General features: G+C 67.3%; 9 protein-coding genes. 4 read left to right on the forward strand and 5 right to left on the reverse strand.

The genetic code is table 11. The annotated features are described in order from the left end of the window. Positions 1-21 precede the first annotated feature (21 nt). A complete protein-coding gene (locus QUE25_RS04680) occupies positions 22-1,143 on the forward strand; it encodes an adenosine deaminase (protein ID WP_286267993.1) in 1,122 nt (373 codons plus the stop codon). Positions 1,144-1,422: 279 nt separating this feature from the next. On the opposite strand, the gene QUE25_RS04685 is transcribed toward QUE25_RS04680, so the two are convergent. Further along, entirely contained in the window at positions 1,423-3,156 is a 1,734-nt protein-coding gene (locus QUE25_RS04685) for a phospho-sugar mutase (RefSeq protein WP_286267994.1), read from the reverse strand. A gap of 75 nt (positions 3,157-3,231) precedes the next feature. Here QUE25_RS04685 and QUE25_RS04690 point away from each other — a divergent pair, with 75 nt between their 5' ends. Continuing rightward, complete coding sequence (locus tag QUE25_RS04690) at positions 3,232-3,969, forward strand: purine-nucleoside phosphorylase (protein ID WP_286267995.1); 738 nt, start codon at positions 3,232-3,234, stop codon at positions 3,967-3,969. Between the two features lie 77 nt (positions 3,970-4,046). On the opposite strand, the gene QUE25_RS04695 is transcribed toward QUE25_RS04690, so the two are convergent. Both QUE25_RS04695 and QUE25_RS04700 read right to left on the reverse strand, forming a co-directional pair. Further along, a complete protein-coding gene (locus QUE25_RS04695; protein ID WP_286267996.1) occupies positions 4,047-4,733 on the reverse strand; it encodes a response regulator in 687 nt (228 codons plus the stop codon). Next, on the reverse strand, positions 4,726-6,330 hold the full coding sequence (locus QUE25_RS04700; protein WP_286267997.1) for a sensor histidine kinase: 1,605 nt from the start codon (positions 6,328-6,330) through the stop codon (positions 4,726-4,728). Before QUE25_RS04700 ends, QUE25_RS04695 begins: the two co-directional genes overlap by 8 nt. A 90-nt stretch (positions 6,331-6,420) precedes the next feature. Between QUE25_RS04700 and QUE25_RS04705 the strand changes: the two genes are divergently transcribed. Continuing rightward, the gene (locus tag QUE25_RS04705) at positions 6,421-7,770 is read left to right on the forward strand and encodes a GntP family permease (protein WP_286267998.1); all 1,350 of its coding nucleotides are present in this window, start codon (positions 6,421-6,423) and stop codon (positions 7,768-7,770) included. 105 nt (positions 7,771-7,875) lie between these two features. Continuing rightward, positions 7,876-8,856: a quinone oxidoreductase family protein gene (locus QUE25_RS04710; RefSeq protein WP_286267999.1), complete on the forward strand. Its 981-nt coding sequence runs from the start codon at positions 7,876-7,878 to the stop codon at positions 8,854-8,856. Between the two features lie 175 nt (positions 8,857-9,031). On the opposite strand, the gene QUE25_RS04715 is transcribed toward QUE25_RS04710, so the two are convergent. Further along, positions 9,032-11,905: an HAD-IC family P-type ATPase gene (locus QUE25_RS04715; RefSeq protein WP_286268000.1), complete on the reverse strand. Its 2,874-nt coding sequence runs from the start codon at positions 11,903-11,905 to the stop codon at positions 9,032-9,034. 110 nt (positions 11,906-12,015) lie between these two features. Beyond that, positions 12,016-15,198 (reverse strand): isoleucine--tRNA ligase, encoded by a 3,183-nt coding sequence (gene ileS, locus QUE25_RS04720; RefSeq protein WP_286268001.1) that lies wholly within the window; start codon positions 15,196-15,198, stop codon positions 12,016-12,018. Positions 15,199-15,576: the final 378 nt, after the last annotated feature.

A 15,576-nucleotide genomic window follows, 5' to 3' on the forward strand; every position in this document is an offset into this window, starting at 1 on the left:
AGACCCTCTACGATTGCCCCCATGGCCGACGAAGAATTCTTCCGCAACCTGCCCAAGGTCACATTGCACGATCATCTGGACGGTGGACTGCGTCCGCAAACGATGATCGAGATCGCCGACGACATCGGCTATCGGCTGCCCGCCGGGTCGGCCGATGACCTGGCGGACTGGTTCTTCGAGACCGCGAATTCGGGCTCGCTGGCCCAATACCTGACCACTTTCGATCACACCACCGCCTGCATGCAGCGGGCCGGTGACCTACGCCGGGTCGCCCGCGAGTGGGTGGACGATCAGGTCGCCGACGGGGTTGTCGCCGGTGAGGCGCGCTGGGCGCCCGAGCAGCATCTGCGCGCCGGGCTTGGCTTGGACGAGGCAGTCGAGGCCGTCGCCGAGGGCCTGCGCGAGGGCATGGATGCGGCCGCAGCGGCCGGCAAACCGTTCATCGCCAGGCAGCTGCTGTGCGCCATGCGGCACGCTGACCGCAGCCTGGAAATCGCTGAGTTGGCGCTGCGCCACCGCGATACGGATCTGGTAGCCGGATTCGATATCGCCGGCGGCGAGCAGGGGAACCCGCCCACCAACCATCTGGCGGCCTTCCACCTGCTGCGCGACAACGACTTCTTCTACACCATCCACGCCGGCGAGGAAGGCCCGCTCGAGTCGCTGCACGAGGCCGTGCAGGTGTGCGGCGCGATGCGGCTGGGGCATGGCGTCAACATCGTCCAGGACATCACCCGTGATCCGCAGACCGGCCGCTATCTGCTGGGACGCCACGCTCGGTTCGTCCGCGATCAACAGATTCCGCTCGAGGTCTGCCCCAGCTCGAACCTGCAGACCGGGGTGGCGTCGTCCATCAAGGAGCATCCAATCGGCACCCTGATCTGGCTCGGCTTCAACGTGACCCTCAACTGCGACAACCGGCTGGTCGGATCGACCACGCTCAGCCGTGAATATGCGCTGGTGAGTGAGGCCTTCGGGTTGTCCACGATGCAGCTGGCCCAGATCGCGCTGGCCGGGGCGTCGGCGCTGTTCATCGACCACGCCGAGCGCACCCGGCTGGTCCAGCAGATGACGCTGCCCTGGTTCCAGGCCTCGGTCAACGAGCGCGGTGGTGGCGTCCAACCCGACCTCTGGGACCGCTGAGCCCACCCATCGCGGCCCGTCGAGCCTCCTCCGCTACCCGCAGCCCATTCCCGCGCCCCCGCAGCTCGTCCGGCCCGCAGCGCGTCCGGCCCGCAGCTCGTCCGGCCTGCCCGCCGAGCCCCCTCCGCTACCCACAGCCCGTTGTCGCGCCCCGAATCTGAAGATGCGCCCGATATATCGGGCGCATCTTCAGATTCCGGGCGCGGGAACAGTGGGGACGGGGCGCACAGGGGGACGGGGGGCGAGGGCGGGCGAGGGCGGGCGCCGGCATGCCCTGGGTCAGAGCCCGAGACAGGCGGTCAACTCCTGCTTGATCTGCGTCAGCCGCGCGGCTGCCGCTGCCTTGGCGTTGGCGAGTTGCTCGCGTCCGGCGACCTCTTCGACCACCTCGAGATAGCACTTCAGCTTGGGCTCGGTGCCCGATGGACGCACCACCACCCGGTCGCCACGCTCGGTCTCCAGGCGGTAGCCGGGCGTTGGCGGCAAACCGAGATAACCGTCCATCAGGTTCACGAACTCGCGCACCCGCGAACCGCCCAGCGATGACGGCGGGGCCGCGGCCAGCCTCCGCAGCGCCGCGGTGATCTGCTCAGCTTCGTCCACCCGGAAGGTCAGCGGGGCGGTCGCGTGCAGGCCGTGACGCACGGCCAGATCGTCCAGCAGGTCGAGCATGCTGCGGCCTGCCTGCTTGAGCGATGCGGCCAGCCGGCAGCCGACCAGTGCGGCGGTGATGCCGTCCTTGTCGCGCACGGCCTGGGGATTGACGCAGTAGCCGAGCGCCTCCTCATAGCCGTAGACCAGGCCAGGTGTCCGGGCGATCCACTTGAACCCGGTCAGCGTCTGCGCCGAGCCCAGCCGGTGTTCCGCAGCGATCGCATCCAGCAGGGACGACGAGACGATCGACCTGGCCAGCACCCGATGCTTGTCACCGGCATAACACGCACCGAGATATTCGCCCAGTAGCGCGCCCACCTGGTCGCCGGTCAACTGCCGCCAGCCACCGTCCACCGAACCGTCGGGCACCGCGAGCGAGCAGCGGTCGGCGTCCGGGTCGAGAGCGACGACCAGATCGGCCGAGATCTGGCGCGCCAAGGTAATGGCCAGATCGAGCGCCCCGGGTTCTTCGGGATTCGGGAAGGCCACGGTCGGGAAGTCCGGGTCAGGCTCGCGCTGAGCCGCCACCAGCTGCAGATCGGCGACACCGATCGCGCCCAGCACGCGACTCGCCAGCTCGGCTCCCACTCCGTGCATCGCGGTCAGCACCACCCGTAGCCCGTCCACCTGTTCGGAGGCCTTGCTGAGCGTGGCGAGCCGGGTGTTGAGCGCCAGCGCCGCGCTCAGGTACGAGTCCTCGACGGATTCGTCGAGCATCTGCCAACCCCCAGCGGTCACCGGGATGCCGTCGGCCGGGCCGGAGGCCTCGATCGCGGCCATGATCTGTTCATCGAGCGGGCTGACCAGCTGAGCGCCGCGTCCCGGGCCGGTGACCATGCGTCCACCAAGGTAGACCTTGTAGCCGTTGTCGCGGGCAGGGTTGTGGGAGGCGGTGATCATCACCCCCGCATCGGTGTCCAGGTCATTGATGGCGAAGGCGAGCACCGGGGTGGGAGTCGCGTGTGGAAGCAGGAATGCGCGTCCGCCTGCGGCCACCACCACACCGGCAACGGTGCGCGCGAACTCCCAGGAGCGATGCCGGGCGTCGTGCCCGATCACGACGTGTATGTCATCGCCGACGGTGCGCCGCAAGACCTCGCAGAGCCCGGCGGTGGCACGGATCACCACGGCGGTGTTCATCCGGTTCGGACCGGCGCCGATCGCTCCCCGCAGACCCGCGGTGCCGAACCTCAGCATTCCGGACATCCGATCGTCCAGTTCATCGGCAGCCCGCCGATCACCCGATTCGGCGCGATCGACGAGGCTCCGCAGTTCGGCCCGGTCGCCGGCGTCCGGATCATGCTCGATCCACTCGCGTGCGCTGGCTGCTGCTTGCATGGCCACCCCTTGGCTGAGCATCGGTCTATCCTGAGGGCTACGCCCTACGGGCCATTCTTCCCCGATCTGCACACCAGTGAGAGGACCCCTGCACGCATGGCCACTCCGCACATCGCAGCCGAGCCCGGCGATTTCGCCTCAGCCGTGCTGATGCCCGGCGACCCCAAGCGCGCCGAGCGGATCGCGACGCTGCTGATGCCCGACGCCCGCCTGGTCACCGATGTCCGCGGCATGCTCGGCTTCACCGGCACCGTCGACGGCCGCCCGCTGAGCGTGCTGGGCTCGGGCATGGGACAGCCCTCGATCACGATCTACGCCACTGAACTGTTCTCACTATTCGGCGTACAACGGATCATCCGGGTCGGTACCTGCGGCGCCATCTCGCCGCGCGTGCGCATCGGCGATGTGATCATCGCGAACGGCGCCCACACCACCTCGAACATCAACCAACTGCGGCTGCCCGGGCTCAACTTCTCGTCGGTGGCCGACTTCGGCCTGACCCGCGCCGCCGTCGATGCGGTCTCGTCGCTGAGCAGGCAGGACGCGCCGCAGGTGCACGTCGGCATGGTGGTCTCCGACGATCACTTCTATCTGGCCAATCCCGATCCGCGATGGTGGGCCAAGCTCGCCCGCTACGGGGTGCTCGGGGTCGAGATGGAGGCTGCTGCGCTGTTCGCGACCGCCAATGAGTTCGGGAAACAGGCGCTCGCGGTGCTGACCGCCTCCGATCAGCTGGTCGATCCGATCGATCCGTCATCGCGGATGTCGCCCGAGCAGCGCGAAACCCGCTTCGCCGGCGCCCTGAGGCTGGCCGTCGCCGCAGCCTTCAGCTGACCGCGGTCGCCGATGCGCCCCACTTGGGTCTGATTGTCTGCACCCCCTGCAGATAACTTGACCCAAGTGCGGCGGTTTCACTCCTGCCAGGTGAAGACCACCTCGGGACGGCCCGATCCCGTGGCCCGCTGGCTGCGTGCGACACGTCCCTCATCGGCGAGGTACTGCAGATAGCGCCTGGCGGTGACCCGTGAGGTTCCCAACGAGCGGGCCACGTCGGAGGCGCTCATCCCGGCAGGAGATGCCTCCCGCAGCACGGCGATCACCTGCTCGAGCATCTCGCCGGCAAGTCCTTTCGGCGGCAACCCGGCGCCAACGGCCGGTCGGCGCAGATCGCGAAACACCGCGTCCACGCCCCGCTGCGTGGTGAGCCCGGACGAGTCGAGTCGGGCTCGGTAATGCTGATACGCCTCCAGTCGCTCACGCAGGTCGGCGAATGTGAACGGCTTCAGCAGATATCCGACGACTCCGAGCCCGACGGCGCTGCGCACCAGTCGCGCTTCCCGCGCCGCGGTGATGGTCAGGATGTCGGTCGATCCGCCCGCCGCCCGGATGCATCGGACGATGTCGAGCCCGTTGCCGTCCGGAAGATTGAGGTCCAGCAGGATCAGGTCGACGTCGTGGCTGCGCAGTACACGCAAGGTTTCTTGCACCGTACCGGTGATGCCCGCGACATCGAAGCCGGGCACACGACGCACGTAGGCGGCGTGCCCCTCGGCAGCCAGCGGCTCATCGTCGACGATCAGGACGCGCAGGTCACTCATCGAGTTCCTCCGGCTGCTCGTCCGGGTTTGTGCTCAACGGCAGCTGCACCTCGAAGACCGCGCCGGCCCCCGGGCTCACCTGGATCCGGCCGCCCAGCTGCTCCACGGTCTGCCGCACCAGCGCCAGCCCGATCCCCCGCCCGATCGGTCCATCGGTAGCCTTCGTCGACCAGCCGGGCTCGAACGCGTGCGCCAGCCCCTCCGCGTCCAGTCCAGGCCCGGTATCGCTGACAGTCAATCGCACCTGCCCGGCACCTACCTCCGCGTCGATCACCACCAGCTTCTCGGCGGACGGCGCGGCGGCGTCGATCGCATTGTCGACGAGGTTGCCCAGGATCGTCACGCCGGCCCGCGCACCCAGTGCCCCGGCCGGTAGGTAGGCATCGTCGTCGAGGTCCAGACGAACCCCGCGCTCGGCAGCCTGCGCGATCTTGCCGAGCAGCAGCGCGGCTACCGAGGGCTCCTCGATAGCTGCCAGCACTGCGTCACGCTGCCGCTGGGTCGCCCGTAGCTCCTCGGTGGCGAACTGCAGCGCCTGCTCGGTGCGTCCCAGCTCAATGAGCGTGGTCACCGTGTGCATGCGATTGGCCGACTCATGAGCCTGGGCGTGCAGGGCATCCGCCAGGCTGCGGGCGGCACCGAGCTGACCGGTCACCGCCTCCAGCTCGGTGCGGTCACGCAGCGTGGTGAGCGTGGCCGCGCGACGGCCCTGCCGCACAACCTCGCGCGAGGAGACCAGCAGCACCCGCCCACCGCGCACCTGCGGAGTATCGACGTGATCGCCGGTCGCGCACAGCATCCGCGCCAGATCATCGGGCAGCCCCAGATCGGCCAGTCTGCGTCCGGCGACGTCGTCGCTGAAACCCAGCAGCCGCCGTGCCTCGTCATTGATCACCTCGACGCGGCCGTCTGCACCGACGATGATCAGCCCCTCACGAACCGCGTGCAACACCGCTTCGTGGTGGTCGTGCAGGCGTTGCAGATCGGCGGCGTTCAGCCCGATGGTCTGGCGGCGCACCCGGTAGGCCACCACCAGCGCAGCCGCACCCGACAAGACGCCCGCAGCCAGCCCCGCCACCACGATCTGCGGCATCAGGGCACGCAGCTGAGCGGTCACCTTTTCCCGCAACACACCGACCGAAACCAGGCCGATGACCTGCCCATGGGCCAGCACCGGAACCACCGCCCTAGTGGAGGGTCCCAGTGTTCCGACATACTCCTCGACAACGGTGCCGCCCGCCTGAGCGCCGGCGATCGTGCCCACGAACATCTCCCCCACCTGAGCAGGGTCGGGATGGGTGTAGCGCAGCCCGGAAGGCGACATGATCACCACGAAGTCCGCGCCGGTCAGTGCCCGCTCATGCTCGGCGAACCCTGCCAGCGCGGCCGCCGGATCATCGGCCATCAGGCCTTCCCGGACGTCATCGGTTGCGGCGATCGTGGTCGCGATGCTGATGACCTTCTCGGCTGCGGTCGCCTCGACCTGGCGGCGTGCCTGGACATAGGCCATCGCGACCGAGAGTGCGACGACCAGCACAGCGACGCCGCTGAGAACGGCGAGCACATGCGCGGCAACACTGCGAGGAACTGTGAACACTATGAACACAAGGATGCCCTGTACGGACTCCGCATAACAGGCTGGGTGGCATCCATCACGCCGTAGTGGTGGTGTCGAAGGAGTCTGGCAATGGTTGCTCTGCATACAGTGATCGCGATTGCGGCGGTCATCTTCCTCATCATCAAACTGAAGTTCGATCCCATCGTCGCCCTGGTGCTCGGCGCGCTGTATCTCGGCCTGGCCAGCGGCATCGGTCTCATGGAGACGGTCTCGGCCATCACCACCGGTTTCGGCGACATCATGGCCGATATCGGTCTGCTGATCGGATTCGGGGTGCTCATCGGAGCCATGCTGAACAAGGTCGGCGCCTTCGAGATGATGGTGCAGGCGCTGGTGCGCGCTGTGCCCGCGAAGAGGCTGCCGTATGCGCTGGCTGCCGTGCTGGCGACCATCGCGCCGTCGATCTACGTGGACGTGCAGGTCGTGCTCGCCGCCCCGGTGGCGCGCTCGTCCGCGAAGTACCTGGGCAAGGGTGGACGTCCCTGGCTCGCCGGTGCGCTCGGCATCGGCATCTTCGCGGGCTATGTCTTCGTGGTGCCGGGTCTGGCGGCCATCTCGATCGTCGGCCTGCTCGACCTGACCATGGGAACCTATCTGCTGTTCGGCATCGTCATCGGCCCGCTCACCGCCATGATCACCATCTGGCTCTACCACCGCATGCTGATCATGGGCTGGTGGAACGAGGAAAAGGACGAGGAGGATCGCGACGACAACCTGACCGATGTCGAGCCTGCCGCGGCGCTCGCCGAGGGTAAGCGTCCGAGCCTGCTGCTGGCGATGAGCCCAATCCTGGTGCCACTGCTGATGATCGCGTTCGGGGCCTTCGCCGGGCTGGCGGGACTGGACGTGCCGATCATCAACTTCATCGGCGATGCCACGGTCGCGCTGTTCACCGGGCTGCTGATCGCCTATGGCATGGCCCGCCACTATGTGAAGGCCGAGGAGACCGCCGATGCGTTCACCGCCGGCCTGCGCACCAGCGGTGAGATTTTGCTGGTCACCGGTGTTGGCGGTTCACTGGGCGCTGTGATCAAGGCCACCGGGCTGGCCGATCTGTTGGGCGATCTGTTCTCGGCCGAGCAGGGCATGTCTGTCGTGTTGATCATCCTGCTGGCCTGGTTCGTGGCCGCGCTGATGCACCTGGCCATCGGCTCGGTTTCGGTTGCGGCGATCACCGCCGCCGGCATTCTGGCTCCGATCGTCGGCAGCTTGCCGGTCGCGCCGGTCATTGTCGGACTGGCGATCGCGTCCGGATCGCTGTTTGCACTCCAGGTCAACAGCAACTTCTTCTGGCTGTACAAGTCGCTGCTCGGCCTGTCGACGCAGGGCACCTTGAAGACCATGACCACCGTGACGGCCATGGGTTCGCTGGTCTCGTTGCCGATTGTCATGGCAGCGTCCCTGATCCCCATCGGCTGAGGCCGAGCGGCGCCCCGATGCGCGGACTCGGGTCGGGTTTTCTGCGGCCCCTGCAGATAATCCGACCCGAGAACCGGTTCGCCGGCACGGTGCTTGAATGGAAGCATGAAGGCAGTCATCGCTACCGCCGCCGGCGGACCCGAAGTCCTCGAATACACCGATGTTCCCGAGCCGGTCGCCGGCCCGGGGCAGGTCCTGGTCAAGGTGGACGCCGCAGGCGTGAACTTCATCGATACCTACCGACGATCGGGCATCTACAAGATGAACTTCCCGCATGTCGTCGGCTCCGAGGGTTCCGGTCACATCGTGGCGCTGGGCCAAGATGTGACCGATGTCGCGGTCGGAGACACGGTCGCCTGGGCGTCCGCACCGGGCTCGTATGCCGAATACGTCGTGGTGGACGACCAGGAGTTGCTGCCGGTGCCGGAGGGCATGGACATGCGGGTGGCCGGCGCCCTGCCGCTGCAGGGCATGACCGCGCACTACCTGTGCCGCTCGACCTATCCGGTGAGCGAAGGCACCGTCGCGCTGGTCCATGCGGCGGCCGGCGGGGTCGGCGGCCTGCTGACCCAGCTGATCACCTCCCACGGTGGACGCGTGATCGCCACCGCCGGGACCCCGGAGAAAGCCGATCTGGCCAGGTCTTATGGCGCCAAGGAGGCGATCGTCTACACCGAGGTCGGTGATCTGGCCACCGAGTTGCCGCGCCGGGTGCGGGTATTGGCCGGTGGCGGCGTGGATGTCGTCTTCGACGGAGTCGGCAAGGCGACCTTCGATGCGTCCCTGGCGAGCCTGCGGCCGCGCGGCATGATGGTGCTGTTCGGCGGCTCGTCGGGTCAGGTGCCGCCGTTCGATCTGCAACGGCTGAACAGCGGCGGATCGCTGTTCATCACCCGCCCCACTCTGGCCCATTACACGCTGACCAGGCAGGAGACGCTTTGGCGGGCCGACGAGATGTTCGGTGCGGCAGCCTCCGGGCGGCTGAAGGTACGCATCGGCGAGACCTTCTCGCTGGCTGACGCCGCCCAGGCGCACCGGGCGCTGGAGTCACGCCAGACCACTGGCAAGGTGCTGCTCGTTCCGTAACCGCGTGATGTCCGTGGCTGAGGTGCGGCGGATCCGCCGACGAGTCGCACCTCAGCGGGCGCCTGTTCCTTGACTTCGTGTGGGCGCCTGTCCCTTGACTTCGTGCGGGGCGCCTGTTCCTCGGCTTCCTGCCGGTAGGTTCCCGGAGTGGCCGATCCACCCCCGGATTCGCATCTCAGCGGGCAGCTGCGCGCCTGATCAGTTTGCGGATCTCGTCGAACCACAGCACCGATGAGGCCATCGCGACGCAGACTCCCCAGTGCGTCAGATCCAGCGACGCCGTGCCGAAAGCCGTCTGCAAGAAACCGACCTGCACCACGAGCACCTGCAGCACCACGCCCAGCGCCAGGGACCCCCACAGCCACGGGTTGACGAACAGATGGTGGAAGGCCGAGATGTTCTCGGAGCGCGAGTTGAGCGTGTTGAACAGCTGGGCCATCACCAAGGTGGTGAAGCCCGCGGTACGCGCCACCGTCAGCGAATCGTTGCCGGCGACCAGCCCGCCGGGCAGGAAGATGTCGATGGTCAGCAGCGTCGCCAACGCCATCACCAGGCCGATCGACGCCACTCCCGACCACATCGCCTTATTGATCACCGGTTCGTCAGGACGACGAGGTTTGCGGGCCATCACGTCTTCGACCGAGGGATCCACTCCCATCGCCAATGCCGGGCCGGAATCGGTGACCAGGTTGATCCACAGAATCTGGGTGGCCAACAGCGGCAGCACCACGGCCGCCCCGGCGTCGCTGGTCAGGCCGAGTATCCCGGCGAACGCGACCCCCAGGAAGATGGTCAGTACCTCGCCCATATTGGACGAGAGCAGGTAGCGCAGGAACTTGCGGATGTTGTCGAAGATGCGGCGTCCCTCACGTACCGCCTCCACGATGGTCGCGAAGTTGTCGTCGGCGAGCACCATGGTGCCGGCATCCTTGGTCACCTGGGTGCCGGTGACACCCATCGCCACGCCGATGTCGGCGGCCCGCAGCGCGGGGGCGTCATTGACTCCGTCCCCGGTCATCGCCACTGTCTCGCCCTGGGCCTGCAGCGCCCGCACGATCCGCATCTTGTGCGACGGCGCCACCCGCGCGTAGACGGTCACCTCCTCGACGACCTGCTTCAGTTGGTCGTCGTCCAGGGCGGTCAGTTCGGCGCCGGTCAGCACCCGCGCGCCTTCGGGTGCGATACCCAGATCGGCGGCGATCCGCCCGGCTGTTGCGGGATGGTCACCGGTGATCATCAGGATGCGGATCCCGGCCCGATGCGCCTCGCGGACCGCTCGCGCGGCTTCCGGACGTGCAGGGTCGATGATGCCCACCACGCCCGCGAGGGTGAAGTCGGTCTCCAGGGCTCCCAGCCGGCCGGCGCGTTCTTCGTCGTCGCCGTGCCGGGTGGCCTCGAACTGTTCGCGCGACACATCCCGGACGCCCACCGCCAGGGTGCGCAGCGCGCGTGAACTCATGTCCTCGATCTCGGCCAGCACCCGGTCACGGTGGTCCTGGTTCATGGGGACGGACCGGTCGCCGACACGTACCCGCGTGCACAGCTCCAGCAGCACATCGGGCGCACCCTTGACGACCATCGTGATTGAGCCGTGGGCGTCGTCGGCGTAGAAGACGCTCATCAGCTTGCGTTCGGAGGTGAAGGGCAGCACGCCGATGCGCTCGAATCGTCCCTCACGGGAACCCTGGACGCCCAGCTTGCGTTCGGCGACCAGGAAGGCGCCCTCGGTGGGATCACCGAGAACATGCCAGCTGCCGTCCTCGGCCTGAGCCAACTCGGAATCGGAGGCCATCACCCCGCCCGACAGCACCAGCGTCACTTCGCTGGCGAGTTCGCCGGACAGCTTCTCGGTGTCGGGCACGCCGTCGCGGTCGAGGTCCGGCGACACCTCTCCGCTCGGCTCGTAGCCGACCCCGGTCACCATGGTCGCCCCGGACGCGGTCGCCACTTCCTGAATGGTCATCTCCGAGCGGGTCAGGGTTCCGGTCTTGTCGGAACAGATAACGGTCGCCGATCCGAGGGTCTCCACGCTGGTCAACTTCTTGACCACCGCATTGTGGGCGGCCATCCGCTGCACACCCAGCGCCAGGACGACCGACAGGATCGCCGGGAGCCCCTCCGGCACGGCCGCCACCGCCAGCGACACCCCCAGCAGCAGGGTCTCGATGAAGTCCTCGACAGTGTGTACGTTGCCCAGCAGCACCAGGGCCACGATCACCACCACGGCGATGATCAGCACCGCGATGCCGAGGACCTTCGAGACCTTGGTGATCTCGCGCTGAAGTGGGGTCGGGGCGTCCTCGACCGAGGCGAGCATCTGCGCGATGGCGCCCATTTCGGTGTGGATGCCGGTGGCGGTGACCACTGCCTGACCACTGCCCTGGGCCACCGAGGTGCCGCGGAAGACCATGTTCGTGCGATCGGCCAGTTCGGCCGCCGGCCCGACGGGGTCGGTCGACTTGGAGACCGGTTCGGATTCTCCGGTGAGCGACGATTCGATGATTCGCAGCGCATCGGCGCTGATCAGCCGGGCGTCGGCCGGTATCTGGTCGCCCTCGCCCAGCGCGATGAGATCGCCCCTGACCAGCTCGGACGAGGCGATTTCCGCGCGCCTGCCGTCGCGGATGACCAACGTGGTGGCCTTGGTCATCTCCCTCAGCGCGGCCACCGCCTCGTCCGCGCGGTTCTCCTGCACCAGCCCGATGACCGCGTTCAGCAGCAGCACGGCGAAGATGACGATCGAATCGATGGGGGCGCCCTCGGCCCCCTCCAGTATCCAGGCGGCAGCCGAGATCACGATGGCCACCAGCAGCAGCACGACCAGCGGGTCGGTGAACTGGGTGAACAGCCGTTTCCACCAGGGTGTGGCAGGGGCAGTCTCGAGCTCGTTGGGACCGTCGGCGGCCAGCCGCTCGGCTGCGGCCGCGGAACTCAGGCCGGCGGCAGCATCGGTGGCGAGTTCCTGCACGACCTGGTCGGCCGGGCAGGCGAAAGGTGGCAGCGGATTGCGTTCGAGATCGTGTTGCGGGCCTGGGACAGATGCCGGCATATCCATAAGCCCATCTAACCAGGGGTGGACGCAACCAGGGCCGGGCGCAGCAGCACCCGGCCCTGTCAGTTGGTGACGTCAGTTGGTCACGTCAGTGCCCGCAGGTCACCTCAGGCCTTCTCGACGTGGACATGCAGGCCCGTCTCGGCGTCATCGACCCAGCCCTGGCCGACCGCGCCCTGCGTGGTCACCGTGGCCAGCACCTCGTCGGCGATCTGCCTCAGGTGCCCGGCGACCGCCTTGGCCATCTCCGGATCGTCGGCAGCCCACTCCAGGCGGATGCGGTCGCTGACGTCCAGCCCGGATGCCTTGCGGGTCTCCTGGATGAAACGGATCGCCTCGCGGACCAGACCTGCCGAGACGAGCTCGGGGGTCAGCTCCAGATCGAGGGCGATCGTCTGACCGTCCTCCTCGACCACCGACCAGCCCTGGCGGGGACGCTCGGTGATGAAGACATCGTCGGCGCCGAGCTCGACCTCGCCGACACCCTCGACATCCAGCTTCACCACACCGCCGGCGGCCAGCCGGCGGGACAGCTCCGCGGCATCGGCGGCAGCCACCGCCTTGGCGACCGTCGGGGTCTGTTTGCCGTAGCGCTTGCCGAGTGCCCGGAAGTTCGCCTTCGCCGAGTAGTCGACGACATCTCCGGCCGCGTGGAAGGTTTCGACCGAGCCGATGTTGAGCTCGGCGGTGATCTCGGCGAGCAGCGCGTCCCGCAGCTGGGTACGAGCTCCCGAACTGATCAGCGCACGCCGTAGCGGCTGCCTGGTCTTGACCTTGGCATCGGCGCGGGCGGCGCGTCCCAACTCGACCAGCCGACGAGCCAGTTTCATGGCCGAAGCCAGCCCGGTGTCGATCAGGGACTCATCGGCCACCGGCCAGCTGGTCAGATGAACCGAGTCGAGGCCATCGGGATCGGTCGACACGAACAGATCCTGCCAGACCCGCTCGGTGATGAACGGGACGATCGGCGCCATCAACCGGGTCAGCTGATTCAGGGTCTCGTGCAACGTCCACAAGGCCCCCGGGTCACCGGTCCAGAAACGGCGCCGGCTACGGCGAACGTACCAATTGGAGAGGTTGTCGATGAACTCCTGCAAGAGCACACCGGCATGCTGGGTGTCGAAGTTCTCCAGGTCTGCGGTGACATCCACGATGAGCTGCTGGGTGGCCGAGACCAGCCAGCGATCCAGCACGTGGCGTTCTGCCACCGCCGGAGCCGAACCGGTCGGCGTCCAGCCGTTCGCCCGGGCGTAGAGGCTTTGGAAGGCGACGGTATTCCAGTAGGTCAGCAGCACCTTGCGGACGGTCTCCTGCAGTGCCCCGGCGCCGACTCGGCGAGCCGACCACGGCGAACCGGAGCAGGCCATGAACCAGCGCACCGCGTCCGCGCCGTGCTCGTCCATCAGCGGGATCGGCTCCAAGATGTTGCCCAGATGCTTGCTCATCTTGCGGCCGTCCTCGGCGAGGATGTGGCCCAAGCACAGCACATTGCGGTAGCTCGACTGGTCGAAGACCAGCGTGCCGACCGCCATCAGCGTGTAGAACCAGCCGCGGGTCTGATCGATGGCCTCGCAGATGAAATCGGCCGGGTAGTGCTGCTCGAACTTCTCCTTCGAACCCTCCACGTAGGGGTAACCCCATTGCGCGAATGGCATGGAGCCGGAATCGAACCAGGCGTCGATCACCTCGGGAACGCGGCGGTAGGTGCCCGCCTGGCCTGCGATGGTGAAGGTGATGTCATCGACGAACGGACGATGCGGATCAAGCTCACTCAGGTCCAGACCGGCCAGTTCACCCAACTCGGCGCGGGAGCCGACGCAGACCATCTTGGCTGGGTCCGCGTCGTTACGCCAGATCGGCAGCGGAGTGCCCCAGTAGCGGCTGCGGCTCAGCGCCCAGTCGATGTTGTTGTTCAGCCAGTCACCGTAGCGGCCGTGCTTGATGGTGTCGGGGTACCAGTTGGTTTCCTCGTTCTCGCGCAGCAACCGGTCCTTGATGCGGGTGGTGCGGATGTACCAGGACGGCTGGGCGTAATAGATCAGCGGGGTGCCGCAGCGCCAGCAGTGCGGATAGGAGTGCGTGTACGGCTGGAGCTTCCACAACAGGCCGCGAGCTTCGAGGTCGGCAACCAGTGCCTGGTCGGCGGTCTTGAAGAAGACGCCGCCCACCAGCGGGACGGTCGGCTCGAAGGTGCCGTCGGAGCGGATCGGGTTGAGCATCTCCAGGCCGTAGGCACGGCAGATCGCCATGTCGTCGGCGCCGAAGGCGGGCGCCTGATGCACCAGGCCGGTGCCGTCGGCGGTGGTGACATAGTCGGCGAGCACCACGAAGTTGGCCCGGTCCTTGAACGGCACCAGCTCGAAGGGACGCTGATAGTCCCAGTACTCCATCTCGGCCCCGGTGATCTGGTCGACGATCTGCCAGACCGGCTTGCCGTCATCATCGGTGATCGAGCCGAGCACGGTTTCGAACAGCGGCTCGGCGACCACCAGCTGGGAAGCGCCGTCGGTGGCACGCACGTAGCTGACCTCGGGATGCACCGCGACCGCGGTGTTGCTGACCAGCGTCCACGGGGTGGTCGTCCAGACCAGCAGGTCGGCGCCCTGCCAGGGACCGCTGGTCAGCGGGAAACGGACGTAGACCGAGGGGTCGGAGACGTCCTCGTATCCCTGCGAGACCTCGTGATCGCTCAACGCGGTCTGATCCTTCGGGCAGTACGGGGCGACCCGGTAGTCCTCGGCCAGCAGACCCTCGTCGAAGATCTTCTTGAGGGCCCACCACTCCGACTCGACATAGTGCGGGTCCATCGTCCAGTAGGCGTCGTCGAGGTTGACCCAGTAACCCATCCGGTTGGTCAGCTCCGCGAACTCGCCGACATAGCGGGACACCGAGGTGCGGCACAGCTCATTGAACTTGGCTACGCCGAATGCCTCGATCTCGGACTTGTCGTCGATGCCGAGTTCTTGCTCGACGGCCAGCTCGACGGGCAGGCCGTGGCAGTCCCAGCCGGCCTTGCGGTCGACGCGTCGGCCCTGCATCGTCTTGAAGCGGGGAAAGACGTCCTTGAAGACGCGGGCCTCGATGTGGTGGGTGCCCGGGTGCCCGTTCGCGGTCGGCGGGCCTTCGAAGAAGGTCCACCGCTTGCCGTCCTTGGTAGCCTCCCAGCTGCGGCGGAACGTGTCGTTCCGCTTCCACAGCTCGAGGATCTGATGGTCCATCGATGGCAGATCGAGTTGCGCGGGCACGGCACGGTAGCCGTCAGCAGGCTGCTGCACCTCTTGGTCGCTCATGAAGAATTCCCTCGTCGAAAACCGATCAAGGGACGAACGCGCCGGTCGGGCGTCCGCGGTACCACCCTTGTTGGGATGCGAAGCATCCCCACTTCATTCGCGCCCTGCGGCCGGTTCTAGTGAGCCGGTCTCCCGGCCGTTCTTCCGGCAGCTCCGAGGTGATGGCCTCATCTGCGCCGTGCAGCAGCGGATTCCAGTGTAGGCGGCCACCCGGCCGTCGAAGAAACCGACTCCGCTGCCGAGACGCAGCCGAGCCGATATTGGGTCCACCTATATATCCCTACGCGCTACAGCGGTACCCAATCATGCCGAGAGGTTCGCAACGCTGCCCGAATCGCCGGCCGGTGCGACCGATCGCGCCCCGACGACGATCGCCTT

Source organism: Brooklawnia propionicigenes, assembly GCF_030297015.1.
Taxonomy (GTDB): domain Bacteria; phylum Actinomycetota; class Actinomycetes; order Propionibacteriales; family Propionibacteriaceae; genus Brooklawnia; species Brooklawnia propionicigenes.

Bases quoted from the DNA above. Each gene is read 5' to 3' on its own strand.
- QUE25_RS04685 (WP_286267994.1), bottom strand. From the start codon at position 3,156: ATGCTCAGCCAAGGGGTGGCCATGCAAGCAGCAGCCAGCGCACGCGAG.
- QUE25_RS04695 (WP_286267996.1), bottom strand. From the start codon at position 4,733: ATGAGTGACCTGCGCGTCCTGATCGTCGACGATGAGCCGCTGGCTGCC.
- QUE25_RS04715 (WP_286268000.1), bottom strand. From the start codon at position 11,905: ATGCCGGCATCTGTCCCAGGCCCGCAACACGATCTCGAACGCAATCCG.
- ileS (WP_286268001.1), bottom strand. From the start codon at position 15,198: ATGAGCGACCAAGAGGTGCAGCAGCCTGCTGACGGCTACCGTGCCGTG.
- QUE25_RS04705 (WP_286267998.1), top strand. From the start codon at position 6,421: ATGGTTGCTCTGCATACAGTGATCGCGATTGCGGCGGTCATCTTCCTC.
- QUE25_RS04680 (WP_286267993.1), top strand. From the start codon at position 22: ATGGCCGACGAAGAATTCTTCCGCAACCTGCCCAAGGTCACATTGCAC.
- QUE25_RS04690 (WP_286267995.1), top strand. From the start codon at position 3,232: ATGGCCACTCCGCACATCGCAGCCGAGCCCGGCGATTTCGCCTCAGCC.
- QUE25_RS04710 (WP_286267999.1), top strand. From the start codon at position 7,876: ATGAAGGCAGTCATCGCTACCGCCGCCGGCGGACCCGAAGTCCTCGAA.